Below are 19,276 nucleotides of genomic sequence, written 5' to 3' on the forward strand. Positions count from 1 at the left end.
CCGCACATGGCGAGTGAAGAGCAACTGGTCGAATATCTGCGCAGGGTGACCACCGAGCTCCATGACACGCGTCGGCGCCTGGTGCAGGAGGAGGACCGCAGGCAGGAACCGGTGGCCCTGGTCGGCATGGCCTGCCGCTTCCCGGGCGGTGTGGCCTCTCCGGAGGACCTCTGGGACCTGGTCGCCGCCGGCAAGGACGCCATCGAGGACTTCCCCACCGACCGGGGCTGGGACCTGGAGGCGCTCTACGACCCGGACCCGGCCGCCTACGGCACCAGCTATGTCCGCCACGGCGGGTTCGTGGACGACGCGGGCTCCTTCGACGCCGACTTCTTCGGCATCAGCCCGCGCGAAGCCCTGGCGATGGATCCGCAGCAGCGGCTGATGCTGGAGACGTCCTGGGAGCTGTTCGAGCGCGCCGGCATCGACCCCGTCTCCCTCAAGGGCAGCCGTACCGGCGTGTACGCCGGGGTGTCCAGCGAGGATTACATGTCCCAACTCCCCCGCATCCCCGAGGGGTTCGAGGGGCACGCCACCACCGGCAGCCTCACCAGTGTCATCTCGGGCCGGGTCGCGTACAACTACGGTCTGGAAGGCCCGGCCGTCACCGTCGACACGGCCTGTTCCGCCTCTCTCGTCGCGATCCACCTGGCGAGCCAGGCGCTGCGGCAGCGCGAGTGCGACCTCGCGCTGGCGGGCGGTGTGCTCGTACTGTCCAGCCCGCTGATGTTCACCGAGTTCTGCCGCCAGCGGGGCCTGGCCCCCGACGGCCGTTGCAAGCCGTTCGCCGCCGCGGCGGACGGCACCGGATTCTCGGAGGGCATCGGCCTGCTCCTCCTGGAGCGCCTGTCCGACGCGCGCCGCAACGGTCACAAGGTGCTCGCGGTGATCCGCGGGTCAGCCGTCAACCAGGACGGCGCGAGCAACGGCCTGACCGCCCCCAACGACGCCGCGCAGGAACAGGTCATCCGCGCCGCCCTCGACAACGCCCGCCTCACCCCCGCCGAGGTGGACGCCGTCGAGGCGCACGGGACGGGCACCAAACTGGGCGACCCCATCGAGGCCGGAGCCCTGCTCGCCACCTACGGGCAACACCGCGCCCGTCCGCTCCTCCTCGGCTCCCTCAAGTCCAACATCGGACACACCCACGCCACCGCGGGCGTCGCCGGCGTCATCAAGACCGTCATGGCGATCCGCAACGGCCTGGTCCCCGCCACCCTCCACGTCGAGGAACTGAGCCCGCACGTCGACTGGGACACGGGCGCGGTCGAGGTCGTCACCGAGCCCACCCCGTGGCCCGAGACCGGCCACCCGCGGCGAGCGGGCGTCTCCGCGTTCGGCATCTCGGGCACGAACGCGCATCTGATCGTGGAGGAGGCGCCGCCGGAGGAGGACGCGCCGGGTGCTTTGGTTGCGGAGTCGGGTGGGGTGGTGCCGTGGGTGGTGTCCGGGCGGACACCGGAGGCCTTGCGTGAACAGGCGCGTCGGCTGGGCGAGTTCGTGGCGGGCGACACCGAGGCACTACCGAACGAGGTCGGCTGGTCGCTGGCCACGACCCGGTCGGTGTTCGAGCACCGGGCTGTGGTCGTGGGGCGTGACCGGGATGCGTTGACGGCGGGTCTGGGGGCGTTGGCTGGGGGTGAGGCTTCGGCGGGTGTGGTGGCCGGGGTTGCTGGTGATGTGGGTCCTGGGCCGGTGTTGGTGTTTCCGGGGCAAGGGTCGCAGTGGGTGGGGATGGGTGCCCAACTGCTGGATGAGTCGCCGTTGTTCGCGGAGCGGATCGCGGAGTGTGAGCGGGCGCTGTCGGAACATGTGGACTGGTCGCTGAGGGATGTCCTGCGCGGGGACGGGAGTGAACTGTCCCGGGTCGAGGTCGTGCAGCCCGTGCTGTGGGCGGTCATGGTGTCGCTCGCTGCCGTCTGGGCCGACTACGGCATCACCCCGGCTGCTGTGATCGGACACTCCCAGGGTGAGATGGCGGCTGCGTGCGTCGCGGGGGCGCTGTCTTTGGAGGATGCGGCGCGGATCGTGGCCGTACGCAGTGACGCGCTTCGTCAGTTGCAAGGGCACGGCGACATGGCGTCGCTCAGCGCCGGTGCCGAGCAGGCGGTCGAGCTCATCGGTGACCGGCCGGGAGTAGTCGTCGCCGCCGTCAACGGCCCCTCGTCCACGGTCATTTCGGGCCCGCCTGAGCATGTGGCTGCCGTAGTCGCAGATGCGGAGGCACGTGGTCTGCGCGCCCGCGTCATCGACGTCGGTTACGCCTCCCACGGCCCCCAGATCGACCAACTCCACGACCTCCTGACCGACCGGTTGGCTGACATCCAGCCCGTCACCACCGACGTGTCGTTCTACTCGACCGTCACCGCCGAGCGCCTTGCCGACACCACAGCCCTCGACACCGACTACTGGGTCACCAACCTCCGCCAGCCCGTCCGCTTCGCCGACACCATCGAAGCGCTGCTCGCCGACGGCTACCGCCTCTTCATCGAAGCCAGCGCTCACCCCGTACTGGGCCTGGGCATGGAGGAGACCATCGAGCAGGCGGACATCTCCGCCACCATCGTCCCCACCCTCCGCCGCGATCACGGCGATGTAACGCAGCTCACCCGTGCCGCCGCCCACGCCTTCACCGCCGGCGCGGACATCGACTGGCGGCGCTGGTTCCCGGCCGATCCCGTCCCCCGCACCATCGACCTCCCCACCTACGCCTTCCAGCGCCGCCGCTACTGGCTGGCCGACACCGTGAAGCGGGACAGCGGCTGGGACCTGGCCGGGTCGGGGCATGCGCAGTTGCCGACCGCGGTCGCCCTCGCCGACGGGGGAGTGGTGCTCAACGGCCGGGTGTCCGCCGAGCGTGGTGGCTGGCTGGGTGGGCATGTGGTGGCGGGGACGCTGTTGGTGCCGGGTGCGGCGTTGGTCGAGTGGGTGTTGCGGGCCGGCGATGAGGCGGGTTGCTCCACGCTTGAGGAACTGACGCTTCAGGCACCTTTGGTGTTGCCCGAGTCGGGTGGGGTGCAGGTCCAGGTGGTCGTGGGTGCGGCCGATGAGCGGAGTGGGCGTCGCGACGTACAGGTGTATTCGCGGTCTGAGCAGGATTCCTCGGCGGTGTGGGTGTGCCGTGCCGTCGGTGAGCTCGGGCGCGAGTCGGTGGCGCGCCCGGTGCGGCAGACCGGGCAGTGGCCTCCGGCGGGGGCCGAGCCGGTGGAGGTGGGCGGCTTCTACGAGGGCGTCGCGGCCGCCGGGTACGCGTACGGTCCGGCGTTCCGCGGGCTGCGCGCGATGTGGCGGCACGGCCAGGACCTCCTGGCGGAGGTCGAGCTGCCGGAGGAGGCCGGTTCGCCGGCCGGTTTCGGCATCCACCCGGCGCTGCTGGATGCCGCCCTGCATCCGCTGCTCGCGCAGCGGAGCGGGGACGGTGCCGGGTCCGGCACCGGGGCGGAGGTCCACGGCGGACAGGTGCTGCTGCCTTTCACCTGGAGCGGTGTTTCCCTGTGGGCCGGTGAGGCCACCACCGTGCGGGTGCGGCTCGCCGGGCTGCGCGGGGGCGACGACGAGACCGTGTCCCTGACGGTCACCGACCCCGCCGGTGGCCCCGTGGTGGACGTGGCAGAGCTGCGGTTGCGGTCGACGAGCGCCCAGCAGGTGCGGGGCGCGGTAGGCACCGGTACGGACGGGCTCTATGAGCTGCGGTGGACACCGCTGCCCGAGCCCCTGCCCGGGCTCCTGCCCGAACCGCTTTCCGTACCGTCCCCCGTGAACGGTCGCGGTGCGGCCGCCGACCTGTCCGGATGCGCCGTGCTCGGCGAACTGGTCGCGGCACCGGGTCCGGGCATCGACCTGGAGGGCTACCCGTGCCACCCGGGCGTCGCCGCGCTCGCCGACACCGCCTCCCCGCCCTCCGTGATCCTCGCCCCCGTGCACAGCGACATCACGGGCGGTGACGGACTCGCCCTGACGGAACGGGTGTTGCGCGTCATCCAGGACTTCCTGGCCGCGCCGAGTCTGGAACAGACACACCTCGCTTTCGTGACCCGAGGCGCGGCGGACACCGGCAGCAAGAGCACGAGCTCGACGGCCGGCTCGGTTGCCCCGGCAGAGACCGTCGACCCGGCACTCGCCGCCGTATGGGCGCTGGTGCGCAGCGCCCAGTCGGAGAACCCCGGCCGTTTCGTACTGCTGGACACCGACGCGCCCCTCGACGAAGGGTCCGTTGCGCCCCTCCTGGACGCGGTGCGGTCTGCCGTAGAGGCGGACGAGCCCCAAGTCGCCCTGCACGGCGGGCGGCTGCTCGTCCCCCGGTGGGCGCGGGCCGGTGAGCCCGGCGAGCTGACCGGGCCGGCCGGAGCGCGGGCATGGCGGGTCGTGGGCGGAGCGTCCGGGACGCTGGAGGCCGTCGGGGCGGAAGCCTGCGACGACAGCGTCCTGGGCCCGTTGGCGCCGGGCCAGGTCCGCATCGCCGTCCACGCGGCCGGGGTCAACTTCCGTGACGTCCTGATCGCGCTGGGCATGTACCCGGACGCGGGCGCGCTGCCCGGCACCGAGGCGGCCGGTGTGGTGACGGAGGTCGGCCCGGGCGTCACCCGCCTGTCGGTGGGCGACCGCGTGATGGGCATGCTGGACGGCGCCTTCGGCCCGTGGGCCGTCGCCGACGCGCGCATGCTGTCCTCGGTACCGGCCGGCTGGGACACTCGGCAGGCGGCCGCCGCCCCCGCCGCGTTCCTGACCGCTTGGTATGGGCTGGTGGAGCTGGCCGGCCTGCAGGCGGGCGAGCGGGTCCTGATCCATGCCGCTACGGGTGGTGTGGGGATGGCGGCGGTGCAGATTGCCCGGCACCTGGGTGCCGAGGTGTTCGCCACCGCGAGTCCGGGCAAGCACGCCGTGCTGGAAGAGATGGGCATCGATGCCGCCCACCGTGCCTCGTCGCGCGATCTCGCCTTCGAGGACGCCTTCCGGCAGGCCACCGGCGGGCGCGGCATGGACGTCGTACTCAACAGCCTGACCGGTGAACTCCTCGACGCTTCCCTGCGGTTGCTGGGCGATGGCAGTGACGGTGGCGGTGGCGGGCGCTTGGTGGAGATGGGCAAGAGCGACCTGCGTGACCCCGAGCTGGTCGCGCTGGAGCACCCCGGCGTGTCGTACGAGGCCTTCGACCTCGTCGCCGACGCCGGGCCCGAACGGCTCGGCCGGCTGCTCGACGGGCTCGGCGAGCTCTTCGCCGCCGGATCGCTGGTACCGCTGCCGGTCACCGCGTGGCCGCTGGGGCGGGCGCGAGAGGCGTTCCGCCACATGAGTCAGGCGAGGCACACCGGCAAGCTGGTGCTCGACGTGCCCGCGCCGCTCGACCCCGACGGCACCGTCCTCGTCACCGGGGGCACCGGCACCATCGGCGCCGCCGTGGCCGAACACCTGGCGCGTACCGGGGAGAGCAAGCACCTGCTCATCGTCAGCCGCAGCGGGCCCGACGCCGAAGGTGCCGATGAACTCGCCTCCCGTATCGCTGAGTTCGGCGCCGAAGCCACCTTCGTGGCCGCCGATGTGAGCGAGCCGGGCGCGGTCGCGGCGCTGATCGAAGGGATCGACCCCGCGCATCCGCTGACCGGTGTGGTGCACGCCGCCGGAGTGCTCGACAACGCCCTGATCGGCTCCCAGACCTCCGAAAGCCTCGCCCGCGTCTGGGCGGCGAAGGCCGCCGCCGCGCAGCAACTGCACGAGGCCACAAGGGAGTCGAGGCTGGGACTGTTCGTGATGTTCTCCTCCTTCGCCTCCACCATGGGCACCCCCGGGCAGGCCAACTACGCTGCCGCCAACGCCTATTGCGACGCACTGGCCGCACTCCGACGTGCGCGGGGGCTCGCCGGGCTGTCCGTGGCGTGGGGGCTGTGGGAGGCCACCAGCGGCCTGACCGGGACGTTGTCGGCGGCCGACCGGGCCCGCATCGACCGGTACGGCATCAGGCCGACCAGTGCGGCACGCGGCTGCGCCCTGCTGACAGCGGCACGCGCCCATGGACGCCCCGACCTGCTCGCCCTCGACCTGGACGCCCGCGTGCCCGCCGCGTCCGACGCCCCGGTCCCCGCCGTGCTGCGCACTCTGGCGGCCGCGGGAGCGCCCGCCACCTCCCGCCCCACCGCGGCGGCGGCCGGCGAGGCCACGGACTGGCCCGGCAGGCTCGCCGGCCTCACCGAGGACGCGCGACTCGAGCTCCTGACCGAGTTGGTGTGCACCCACGCGGCGGGGGTGCTCGGGCACGCCGACGCGGGCGCGGTCCAGGTGGACGCGCCGTTCAAGGAGCTCGGCTTCGACTCGCTGACCGCCGTCGAACTGCGCAACCGGATCGCCGCCGCGACCGGTCTGAAGCTGCCCGCCGCCCTCGTCTTCGACTACCCGCAGGCTCGCGTTCTCGCCGCCCACCTGGCCGAACGGCTCGTCCCGGAGGGCGCGCGGGCCGCGAACGGTGTGAGCGGTGCGGATGGCGTGAGCGACACGTATGGGGCGGGAGGCCCGGGCGGTCCGGGCGGTGACGTGACTGCCCAGGTTCTGCTGGAGGTGGCCCGCGTCGAGCACACCCTGTCCGCCGCCGTCCCGCACGGCCTGGACCGCGCGGCCGTCGCGGCCCGCCTGGAGGCGCTGCTCGCCCGCTGCACGGCGACCCCGGGGGCCGCAGGAGCCGCGGCGGAGGGTGACGGCGACAGCGACGGTGCCGTGGACCAGCTGGAGACGGCCACCGCCGAGCAAGTACTGGACTTCATCGACAACGAACTCGGGGTGTGAGCCGCGTGCCGGCCGCACACCAGGCGATCACGGGCGGGGAGCTGCAGCGCACATGGTGAGCGAAGAGAAGCTGGTCGACTACCTCAAGCGTGTCTCCGCGGACCTGCACGCCACCCGGCAGCGGCTGCGCGAGGCGGAGGAGCGCGGCCAGGAACCCGTGGCCGTGGTGGAGGCCGCCTGCCGCTACCCCGGCGGCATCCGCACCCCCGAAGACCTGTGGGACCTGGTCTCCACGGGCGGCAACGCCCTGGGCGTCTTCCCCGACAACCGCGGCTGGGACCTGCGACGCCTCTTCCACCCCGACCCCGACCACCCGGGGACGACCTACGCCCGCGAGGGCGGGTTCCTCCACGACGCCGACCTGTTCGACCCGGAGTTCTTCGGCATCAGCCCCCGCGAGGCCGCCGTCCTCGACCCGCAGCAGCGGCTGCTCCTGGAGTGCGCCTGGGAGGCACTGGAGCGCGCGGGCATCGACCCGCGGTCCCTGCAGGGCAGCCGTACCGGCGTGTACGCGGGTGCGGCCCTGCCCGGCTTCGGCACCCCGCACATCGACCCGGCCGCCGAGGGCCACCTGGTCACCGGCAGCGCCCCGAGCGTCCTCTCGGGCCGGCTCGCCTACACCTTCGGCCTCGAAGGGCCCGCGGTGACGATCGACACCGCCTGCTCGTCGTCGCTCGTCGCCGTGCACCTGGCGGCCCACGCGCTGCGGCAGCGCGAGTGCGATCTGGCGCTCGCGGGCGGTGTCACGGTCATGACGACCCCGTACGTGTTCACCGAGTTCTCGCGCCAGCGCGGCCTGGCCGCCGACGGCCGGTGCAAGCCCTTCGCGGCCGCCGCGGACGGCACGGCCTTCTCCGAGGGTGCCGGACTCCTCGTACTGGAACGCCTCTCCGACGCCCGCCGGGCCGGCCACCGGGTGCTCGCCGTCATCCGCGGCTCGGCCGTCAACCAGGACGGCGCGAGCAACGGCCTCACCGCCCCCAACGGCCCCGCCCAGCAGCGCGTGATCCGCGCCGCACTCGCCGGGGCGCGGCTCTCGCCCGCGGAGGTGGACGCGGTCGAGGCGCACGGCACCGGCACCCGGCTCGGCGACCCCATCGAGGCCGACGCGCTCCTCGCCACCTACGGTCAGGAACGCCACGGGGGCCGGCCGCTGTGGCTCGGCTCGGTGAAGTCCAACATCGGCCACACGCAGGGCGCGGCCGGTGCCGCGGGCCTCATCAAAATGGTCCAGGCACTGCGGCACGAGACGCTGCCCGCCACGTTGTACGCCGACGAGCCCACCCCGCACGCCGACTGGGAGTCGGGCGCGGTGCGCCTGCTCAGCGCGCCGGTCGCCTGGCCGCGCGGTGAACACGGGGAGCGCACCCGCAGGGTGGGCATCTCCTCCTTCGGCATCTCCGGCACGAACGCCCACCTCATCCTCGAGGAGGCGCCCCCGGCCGAGGTTGAAGGAGCGGTCGGCGACGGGGGAGAGCCGCGGCCGGTGGTGAGGGTCGGGGCCGTTGGCTCCCGCGAAGAGCAGGGCCACTCGCGGGAAGAGCAGAGCCACTTGCGGGAAGAGCAGGGCCAAGAGCTGCGGTCGTCGGTGTCGCCGCCGCACCTTCCGTGGCTGCTGTCCGGCCGTAGCCCTGCCGCGCTCCGCGCTCAGGCCGGCGCGCTGGCGGACCATGTTGCCCACGCGGACTACTCCGTCGCCGACATCGCCGACATCGCCGACATCGCCGACATCGGTGGCACGCTGCTGCGCCGCACCCTGTTCGAGCACCGGGCGGTCGTGTTCGGCTCCGACCGTGACGAGCGTGTCGCGGCGCTTGCGGCCCTCGCGGCGGGACGCGCACACCCCGCGCTGACCCGGGCCGCGGGACCGGCACGGAATGGCGGCACCGCCTTCCTGTTCACCGGCCAGGGAAGCCAACGCCCGGGCATGGGGCGGCAGTTGTACGACGCTTCCGGTGCCTTCGATGTCTTCGCCGAGTCGCTTGACGAGGCCTGCGCGCTGCTCGACCCGCTGCTCGAACAGCCGCTGAAGCCCGTCCTGTTCGCCCCCGCCGACACCGCGCAGGCCGCCGCGCTGCACGGCACCGGTATGACGCAGGCCGCACTCTTCGCCCTCGAAGTCGCCCTGTACCGCCAGGTCACCTCCTTCGGTATCACCCCCAGCCACTTGACCGGGCATTCCGTCGGAGAGATCGTCGCCGCGCATGTCGCCGGGGTGTTCTCCCTGGCGGACGCCTGCACGCTGGTAGCGGCCCGGGGCCGCCTCATGCAGGCCCTGCCCGCGGGTGGCGCCATGCTCGCCGTCCAGGCGGCCGAGGACGACGTGCTGCCGCTGCTCGCCGGACAGGAGGAACGTCTCTCCCTCGCCGCCGTCAACGGCCCCACCGCCGTCGTCGTGTCCGGCGAGGCCGCCGCCGTCGGGGACGTGGAGAAGGCCCTGCGCGGGCGCGGCCTGAAGACCAAGCGGCTCAACGTCAGCCACGCCTTCCACTCACCGCTCATCGAGCCCATGCTCGACGACTTCCGGGAAGTGGCCCGAGGGCTGACCTTCCACGCGCCGACGCTGCCCGTCATCTCCAACCTCACCGGCCGCCTCGCCGACGCGGAGCAGATGGCCGACGCCGAGTACTGGGTGCGGCACGTGCGCCGGCCGGTGCGGTTTTACGACGGGCTGCGCACGCTCGGTGAGCAAGGAGTGGTGCGCTACTTGGAGTTGGGGCCCGACCCGGTCCTCGCCACGATGGTCCAGGACGGCCTCCCGGCCCCGGCGGAGGGGGAGGAGGCCGAGCCGGTCGTCGCCGCGGCGCTGCGCTCCGGGCACGACGAGGGACGCACCCTGCTGGGCGCCGTCGCCGCCCTCCACACCGACGGGCAGCCTGCCGACTTCACCGGCTTCGTCCCCGCAGACGCCGAGCAAGTGCCGCTCCCCACCTACCGGTTCCAACGTCGACGGTACTGGCGCGTCACGCCCGACGCCGCCGCACCGGCCCGCGCCGCCGGCCTCCAGGAGACCGGCCACCCGCTGCTGCCCGCCGTCATCCGGCAGGCCGACGGCGGCATCCTGCTCGCGGGGCGCCTGTCCCTGCGTACGCATCCGTGGCTCGCCGACCACACCATCGCGGGCGGCGTCCCGCTGCCCGCCACCGCCTTCGTCGAACTCGCGCTCCTCGCCGGGCGGCACGCCGACTGCGACACGATCGACGACCTGACGCTGGAGACGCCACTGCTGCTTGATGACACCGATATCGACGCCGGTACGGGTAGCGGTTCCGCGGCGGGTGCGGGCGTCGATGCCATCGAAGTACAGCTCGCCCTCGGGGCTCCCGACAGCTCCGGCCGCCGTACTCTCACCGTCCACTCCCGCCCTGCCGATGAGGCGGCTGAGAATGGTGACGCGGATGCGGCGGGAGACCCGGGAGACCCGGGAGACCCGGGTGACCTGGGTGTTTTGGGCGACGACGAGGGCTCCCGGGGCTGGCGCCGGCATGCCACCGGCGTCCTCAGCGCGGGCCCGGCCGCCGAACCGGCCGCCCCCGACGTCGCTCCCTGGCCGCCCGTCGACGCCACCGCCCTCGACGTCGACGCGTTGTACGCCCGACTCGACACGCAGGGCTACAGCTACGGGCCCGCCTTCCGGGCCGTCCACGCCGCCTGGCGACACGGCGACGACCTGTACGCAGATGTCCGCCTCGCCGACGAACAGTGCGCTGAAGCCGACGCGTTCGCACTCCACCCGGCTCTGCTCGACGCCGCCCTGCACGCCGTCGACGAGCTGTACCGGGGTGGCGAGGGACGGGAGCAGGGGCCGGGTCGCGGTGAGGCAGATGCCCCAGTACGGCTGCCCTTCTCCTTCAGCGACATACGCCACCACGCGGCCGGGGCTACACGACTTCGGGTCCGCCTCAGCCCGCAGGGCGACGACCGGCTGCGGTTGTCCATGACGGACAGCGAGGGTGGGCAGGTCGCGACGGTCGACGCCCTCCAACTACGGCTGATCCCCGCGGACCGGTGGCGCGCGACCCGCCCCGCCACCGCCGCTCCCCTGTACCACCTGGACTGGCACGAGCTGCCGTTGCCCGATACGGCCGCGACGGACCCGGCCGCCCACTCCTGGGCCGTGCTCGGAGCGCACGACGCGGGCCTCGGCCCCGCCGCGCACCACCCCGACCTGGCCGCCCTGAAAGCCGCCGTCGAGGCCGGCGAACCCGTGCCGGACATCGTCTTCGCGCCGTTCCCCGCGCAGGGGGCGGAGACCGACCTCCCCGCGCAGGTACGAGCCCACGCCCAGCACGCCCTGGAGCTGCTGCGCGACTGGCTCACCACGGACGCCCTCGCCGCCGCCCGCCTCGTCGTCCTCACCACCGGCGCGGTCACCGCCCGCCCGGGCGACGGACCCGCCGACCTGGCCACCGCGCCCGTCCGGGGCCTGGTCCGCGCCGCCCAGGCCGAACAGCCCGACCGTATCCTCCTGGTGGACACCGACCAGCACATCGACAGCGGGGACGCCGACCAAGGCACCGACGAGAGCGCCGCATCACGCCACGCTCTGCCCGCCGCCTTGGCCGCGGCGGCCGCCCACGCCGAGACAGAGCTCGCCCTGCGCGCGGGCACCGCGCTCGTGCCGCGCCTCGCCGTCGTCCCGCCCCGAACCGACGCCCCCGCGCTCCACCTCACCGCCGTAGAAGACACCACGGACATCGCAGATGCTGCGGAAACCGGCGGCACCGTCCTGATCACCGGCGGAACCGGCGGCCTCGGGCAGGCCGTCGCCCGTCACCTCGCCGCCGCGCACGGCGCCCGCCACCTGCTCCTCGCCAGCCGCCGGGGCGAGGCAGCCGAGGGCGTCGCCGAGTTGCGCGCCGACCTCGCGGGCGACGGCGTCGACGTACGCGTCGCCGCCTGCGACATCACCGACCCCGAGGCGCTGGCCGGGCTCCTGGCGGACATCCCCGCCGCGCATCCGCTCACCGCGGTCGTGCACACCGCGGGCGTCATCGACGACAGCCTCATCACGGGGATGACCCCCGAGCGGCTGAACGCGGTCCTCGCACCCAAGGTCGACGCGGCCTGGCACCTGCACGAACTCACCCGCGACAAGAACCTGTCGGCCTTCGTCCTCTTCTCCTCGGGCGCCTCCGTCCTCGGCAACGGCGGCCAGTCCAACTACGCGGCCGCCAACACCTTCCTCAACACCCTCGCCGAACACCGCCGCGCGGTCGGCCTCGCCGCGACCTCCGTGGCCTGGGGCCTGTGGGAGTCCGCGTCCGGCGGCATGGCCGCCCGGCTCGGCGACACCGACCGCGCCCGCATCCACCGCACCGGAGTGACGGGCCTGACCGACGAGCAGGCCCTGTCCCTCTTCGACGCGGCCCTCACCACGCCGCACCCCACGGTGCTCGCCACCCGCTTCGACCGCGCCGTGCTGCGCGGCCAGGCCGCCGCCCGCACCCTGCAGCCCGCCCTGCGCGGACTGGTACGCACTCCGCGACCCACCGCGTCCGCCGGGGCCGTCGGGTCCAGCGCATCCGCCCGGTCCGCCACGGACGAGACCGCGCCCTCCTCGTGGGCCGCCCGGCTCGCCCGGCTGTCCGCCGCCGACCGCGACCGTGCCCTGAACGAACTCATCCGCGAGCAGATCGCGACCGTCCTGGCGCACCCCTCACCCGACACCATCGAACTGGGCCGCGCCTTCCAGGAGTTGGGCTTCGACTCGCTCACCGCCCTGGAGCTCCGCAACCGCCTGTCCACGGCCACCGGCATCCGGCTGCCCGCCACCCTCGTCTTCGACCACCCGAGCCCCACCGCCCTCGTACGGCATCTCCACAGCCACCTCCCCGACGAGACGCAGCACACTTCGCGCACCCCGGCGGACCGCACCACCGCCACGGCCACCGGCCTCGACGACGACCCGATCGCCATCGTCGGCATGGCGTGCCGCTACCCGGGCGGCGTGACCTCGCCCGAACAACTGTGGCAGCTCGTGGCCACCGGCACCGACGCCATCGGCCCGTTCCCCGAGGACCGCGGCTGGGACACGGCCGGACTGTTCGACCCCGACCCCGACCAGGTCGGCCACAGCTACACCCGCGAAGGCGGCTTCCTCTACGACGCCGCCCACTTCGACGCGGGCTTCTTCGGCATCAGCCCCCGCGAGGCCGCCGCCACCGACCCGCAGCAGCGCCTGCTCCTGGAAACCGCCTGGCAGGCTTTCGAGCACGCCGGCATCGACCCCGCCACCCTGCGCGGCACCCCGTGCGGCGTCATCACCGGAATCATGTACGACGACTACGGCTCCCGCTTCCTCGCGCGCAAACCGGACGGCTTCGAGGGCCGCATCATGACCGGCAGCACGCCGAGCGTGGCCTCCGGCCGGGTCGCGTACACCTTCGGCCTGGAAGGCCCCGCCATCACGGTGGACACCGCGTGCTCCTCCTCGCTGGTCGCGATGCACCTGGCGTCCCAGGCGCTGCGGCAGGGCGAGTGCGAGCTGGCCCTGGCCGGGGGCGTGACCGTGATGGCCACCCCGAACACCTTCGTGGAGTTCTCCCGCCAGCGCGGCCTGGCCCCCGACGGCCGCTGCAAGCCTTTCGCCGCCACGGCGGACGGCACAGGCTGGGGCGAGGGCGCCGGACTCGTCGTCCTGGAACGCCTCTCCGACGCGCGCTGCAAGGGACACCGCGTCCTCGCCCTGCTGCGCGGCTCGGCCGTGAACCAGGACGGCGCGAGCAACGGCATGACCGCCCCGAACGGCCCCTCACAGGAACGGGTCATCCGCGCCGCCCTGGCCGGCGCGGGCCGCGGCCCCGATGACATCGACGTGGTGGAGGCGCACGGCACCGGCACCACGCTCGGCGACCCGATCGAGGCGCAGGCCCTGCTCGCCACGTACGGCCAAGGACGGTCCGAGGACCGCCCGCTCTGGCTCGGCTCGGTGAAGTCGAACATCGGCCACACGCAGGCCGCCGCCGGTGTCGCGGGCGTCATCAAGATGGTCATGGCACTGCACCACGAGCAACTGCCCACGACCCTGCACGCCGACGAGCCGACCCCCCACGTGGAGTGGGACAGCGGCGGCGTACGCCTCCTCACCGAACCGGTCCCGTGGTCCCGCGGCGAGCGCACCCGGCGCGCCGGAGTCTCGTCCTTCGGGATCTCGGGGACGAACGCGCATCTGATCCTGGAGGAGGCACCGCCGGAGGACGACCTGCCCCCCGACCCCGTGGTTGCGGAGCCGGGTGCGGTGGTGCCGTGGGTGGTCTCCGGGCGGACGCCGGACGTGTTGCGCGAACAGGCCCGGCGGCTTGCCGAGTTCGTGGGCGGGGACGCGGAGGTGTCGGCGGCCGAGGTGGCCGAGGTGGGCTGGTCGCTGGCCACGACGCGGGCGGTGTTCGAACACCGGGCCGTGGTGGTGGGCCGGGACCGCGACGACCTGGTCGCCGGGGTGCAGGCGCTGGCCACGGGGGAGACGCCCTCGGACGTCGTGTCCGGTGCGGCGGCTTCCTCCGGAGCGGGGCCGGTGTTGGTGTTTCCGGGGCAGGGGTCGCAGTGGGTGGGGATGGGGGCCCGGCTGCTGGATGAGTCTGCGGTGTTCGCGGAGCGGATCGCGGAATGTGAGCGGGCGCTTTCGGAACATGTGGACTGGTCGCTGAGTGAGGTGTTGCGCGGGGACGGGAGTGAGCTGTCCCGGGTCGAGGTCGTGCAGCCCGTGCTGTGGGCGGTGATGGTGTCGCTCGCTGCCGTCTGGGCCGACTATGGCATCACTCCGGCTGCTGTGATCGGGCACTCGCAAGGTGAGATGGCTGCCGCGTGTGTGGCGGGGGCGCTGTTGCTGGAGGATGCGGCGCGGATCGTGGCCGTACGTAGTGACGCGCTTCGTCAGCTGCAAGGGCACGGCGACATGGCGTCGCTCAGCGTCGGTGCCGAGCAGGCAGTCGAGCTCATCGGCGACCGGCCCGGAGTAGTCGTCGCGGCCGTCAACGGGCCTTCGTCTACGGTTATTTCGGGCCCGCCCGAGCATGTCGCGGCGGTCGTCTCCGACGCGGAAGCACTTGGTCTGCGCGCCCGCGTGATCGACGTCGGGTACGCGTCCCACGGCCCCCAGATCGACCAACTCCACGACCTCCTCACCGACCGGCTCGCCGACATCCAGCCGACGAACACGGACGTGGCCTTCTACTCCACGGTCACCGCCGAGCGCCTGACGGACACCACCGCCCTCGACACCGACTACTGGGTCACCAACCTCCGGCAGCCGGTCCGTTTCGCCGACACCATCGAAACCCTCCTGTCCGACGGCTACCGCCTCTTCATCGAGGCCAGCCCCCACCCCGTCCTGAACCTCGGCATGGAGGAGACCATCGAGCAGGCGGACGTCTCCGCCACCGTCGTCCCCACCCTGCGCCGCGATCACGGCGATGTAGAGCAGCTCACCCGTGCCGCCGCCCACGCCTTCGCCGCCGGCGCGGACATCGACTGGCGGCGCTGGTTCCCCGCCGACCCCAGCCCCCGCACCATCGACCTCCCCACCTACGCCTTCCAGCACCAGCACTACTGGCTGGAGGAGCCAAGCGGTCTCACCGGCGACGCCTCCGACCTAGGCATGGTGGCCGCCGGGCATCCGTTGCTCGGTGCCTGCGTGGAACTCGCGGAGAGCGATTCGTACCTGTTCACCGGGCGGCTCTCGCGCAAGGCTCCCTCCTGGCTGGCCGAACACGTGGTGGCGGGTGCGGTGTTGGTGCCGGGTGCGGCGTTGGTCGAGTGGGTGCTGCGGGCCGGTGATGAGGCGGGTTGTCCCACGCTTGAGGAGTTGACGCTCCAGGCGCCTTTGGTGCTGCCTGAGTCGGGTGGGTTGCAGGTTCAGGTGGTCGTGGGTGCGGCCGAGGAGCGGAGTGGGCGTCGCGACGTACATGTGTATTCGCGGTCTGAGCAGGATGCCTCGGCGGTGTGGGTGTGTCATGCCGTCGGTGCGGTAAGCCCTGAAAGCCTGCCGTCCGATGTCGAGTTGAGCGAACAGTGGCCTCCTGTCGGCGCCGAGGCCGTCGACGTCGAGGGCTTTTACGCGCGGGCTACAGAGGCCGGATACGCGTACGGCCCGGCGTTCCAAGGGTTGCGGGCGCTGTGGCGGCACGGGACGGAGCTGTTCGCCGAGGTCGTGTTGCCCGAGCAGGCGGGGGCCCACGACGGTTTCGGCATCCATCCGGCGCTGCTGGATGCCGCCCTGCATCCGCTGATGCTTCTCGACCGGCCCGCGGACGGGCAGATGTGGCTGCCGTTCGCGTGGAGCGGGGTGTCGCTGTACGCGGACGGTGCGACCCACGTCCGTGTCCGGCTCTCCCCGCAGGGAGAGGAGGCCGAGCGCGACCTGCGGGTCGTTATCGCCGACGGGACCGGCGCGCCCGTCCTGACGGTCGACGCCCTGACCCTGCGTGCGGCCGATCCCGCCCAACTGAGTGCGGCGGCCCGTGGCGGTGTCGACGGCCTCTACACCGTCGACTGGACTCCGTTGCCGTTGCCGCCGCAGACGGATGTCGGGGACAGCGCCGGCTGGGTCACGCTCTCGGACAGCTCCACCCCCACCAATCTGGCTGATGCCGTGTCGTCCGCGACCGCAGCAGGCGGCGGAGCACCCTGGGCGGTGCTCGCTCCTGTCGGCGGCGGCTCTGCCGACCACGGCCTGCCGGTGGTGCGGCGGGCCCTCTCACTCGTACAGGAGTTCCTGGCCGCCCCTGAGCTGACCGAGTCCCGTCTCGTCATCGTGACGCGCGGCGCTGTGGCCACCGACGCCGACGCCGGTGACGTCATGGCATCCGAGGCCGCGGTCTGGGGCCTCGTCCGCAGTGCCCAGTCGGAGAATCCGGGTCGCTTCGCCCTCCTCGACATCGAGGAGGGTCACCTTCGCCCGGACGGCGAGGGCATGGAGCTCCCGTACGCTGCCCTGCGCCACGCCATCGATGATCTCGATGAGTCTCAACTCGCCCTCCGGGGACACGAATTCCTCGTACCGCGCATGACGCCCGCCCCCGTCCCCGAGGAGCTCGTCCCGCCGGTCGGCACGTCCGGCTGGCGTCTCGGCACCTCCGGTACGGCCACCCTGGAGAACCTGTCGGTGATCGACGCCCCCGAGGCGTTCGCGCCGCTGGAGCCCGGGCAGGTGCGGATCTCCGTGCGGGCGGCGGGCATGAACTTCCGTGACGTGCTGATCGCGTTGGGCATGTACCCCGACAAGGGCACGTTCGCGGGGAGCGAGGGCGCCGGACATGTGACGGAGGTGGGTCCCGGCGTCACTCATCTGTCGGTCGGTGACCGGGTGATGGGCCTGTTCGAGGGCGCGTTCGCGCCGCTGGCGGTCGCGGATGCCCGGATGGTCGTCCCGGTGCCGGAGGGCTGGACCTTCCAGGAGGCCGCGGCGGTGCCCGTGGTGTTCCTGACGGCCTGGTACGGCCTCGTGGACCTCGGGCGCCTCCGGGCGGGCGAATCACTGCTCATTCACGCGGGCACCGGCGGGGTGGGCATGGCCGCCACCCAGATCGCCCGCCACCTGGGCGCCGAGGTGTTCGCCACCGCGAGCCCCGCCAAGCACGGCGTGCTCGACGGCATGGGCATCGACGCGGCCCACCGCGCCTCCTCCCGCGACCTCGACTTCGAGGCAACCCTGCGGGAGGCGACGGGCGGGCGCGGCATGGACGTCGTGCTCAACAGCCTGGCGGGGGAGTTCACCGACGCCTCGCTGCGCCTGCTCGCCGAGGGCGGGCGCATGGTGGACATGGGCAAGACCGACAAGCGCGACCCCGACCAGGTCGCGGCCGACCACGCCGGCGCGTGGTACCGCGCCTTCGACCTCGTGCCGCACGCGGGACCCGACCGGATCGGGGAAATGCTCGCGGAGCTGGGCGAGTTGTTCGCCTCCGGTGTCCTGGCGCCGCTGCCCGTCAAGACCTGGCCGCTGGGGCGGGCACGTGAGGCGTTCCGGTTCATGAGCCAGGCGAAGCACACCGGCAAGCTGGTGCTGGAGATCCCGCCCGCCCTCGATCCGGACGGCACGGTGCTCATCACCGGCGGTACCGGCGTCCTCGCCGCCGCGGTGGCCGAGCATCTGGTGAGGGAGTGGGGAGTACGACACCTGCTGCTGGCTGGAAGGCGCGGTGCCGAGGCGCCCGGGAGCGCCGAACTCGCCGAGAAGCTGAGCGGGTTGGGGGCCGAAGTGACCTTCGCCGCGGCCGATGTCAGTGATGCGGACGCCGTGGCGGAGCTCGTCGGCAAGACCGATCCGGCGCACCCGCTGACCGGTGTCATCCACGCGGCCGGTGTGCTGGACGACGCCGTGGTCACCGCGCAGACCCCGGAGAGTCTCGCGCGGGTGTGGGCGGCGAAGGCCACGGCCGCACGCCTTCTGCACGAGGCGACCCTGGAGACGCGCCTCGGTCTCTTCGTGGTGTTCTCCTCGGCGGCGGCGACACTCGGCAGCCCCGGCCAGGCCAACTACGCGTCAGCCAACGCCTATTGCGATGCCCTCGTCCGGCAACGGCGTGCCGAGGGTCTGGCCGGTCTCGCGATCGGCTGGGGGCTGTGGCAGACGGCGAGCGGCATGACCGGACACCTCGGCGAGACGGACCTGGCACGCATGAAGCGCACGGGGTTCACCCCGCTGACCACCGAAGGCGGCCTGGCCCTCCTCGACGCCGCCCGCGCCCACGGCCGCCCGCACCTGGTCGCCGTGGACCTCGACGCGCGCGCCGTCGCCGCGCAGCCCGCCCCGTCCCGGCCCGCGCTCCTGCGCGCCCTGGCCGCGGGCACGACCCCGGGCGCTCGCACCACCCGGCGCACCGCGGCCGCCGGCTCCGCCGCCCCGGCGGACGGTCTCGCCGACCGGCTCGCCGGCCTGCCGCATCCCGAACGGCGCAGGCTGCTGCTCGACCTCGTACGTGGCAACGTCGCCGGCGTCCTCGGACACAGCGACCACGACGCCGTCCGCCCGGACACGTCGTTCAAGGAGCTCGGCTTCGACTCCCTCACCGCCGTGGAACTGCGCAACCGGCTGGCCGCCGCCACCGGCCTGAAGCTGCCCGCCGCGCTCGTCTTCGACTACCCCGAGTCGGCCACCCTCGTCGACCACCTCCTGGAGCGCCTGTCGCCCGACGGCGCGCCGCCGCCCCTCAAGGACGCCGCGGACCCCGTCCTCAACGACCTCGGCAGGATCGAGTCCTCCCTGGACGCTCTCGCCCTCGACGACGACGCGCGCGGCCGGGTCACCAGGCGCCTCAACACCCTGCTGTCGAAGCTGAACGGGGCCGCCGCCGGCTCCCGGGCGGGCGCGGCGGATGGCGCGGACCCGGGCGCGCTCGACGCGTTGGACGCGCTGGACGACGTGTCCGACGACGAGATGTTCGAGTTCATCGACCGAGAGCTGTGACCCCCCCTGCCCGCCCCGTCCCGTCCCCCTTCCTCGCCCCCCTCGTCCCGCCCCGTGCCCTTCGCTGATGGAGAAGTGACGTTCGATGTCGAG

The 19,276-nt window shown here is 73.2% G+C and carries 2 protein-coding genes; both read left to right on the plus strand.

Annotated elements, in window-relative coordinates; all coding sequences use genetic code 11:
* Positions 1-6: 6 nt before the first annotated feature.
* The gene (locus ACZ56E_RS01615; RefSeq protein ID WP_471209688.1) at positions 7-6,774 is read left to right on the plus strand and encodes an SDR family NAD(P)-dependent oxidoreductase; all 6,768 of its coding nucleotides are present in this window, start codon (positions 7-9) and stop codon (positions 6,772-6,774) included.
* Between the two features lie 52 nt (positions 6,775-6,826).
* The gene (locus ACZ56E_RS01620; protein WP_471209691.1) at positions 6,827-19,183 is read left to right on the plus strand and encodes an SDR family NAD(P)-dependent oxidoreductase; all 12,357 of its coding nucleotides are present in this window, start codon (positions 6,827-6,829) and stop codon (positions 19,181-19,183) included.
* Positions 19,184-19,276 lie beyond the last annotated feature (93 nt).

The organism is Streptomyces sp. NPDC039480 (assembly GCF_055597165.1).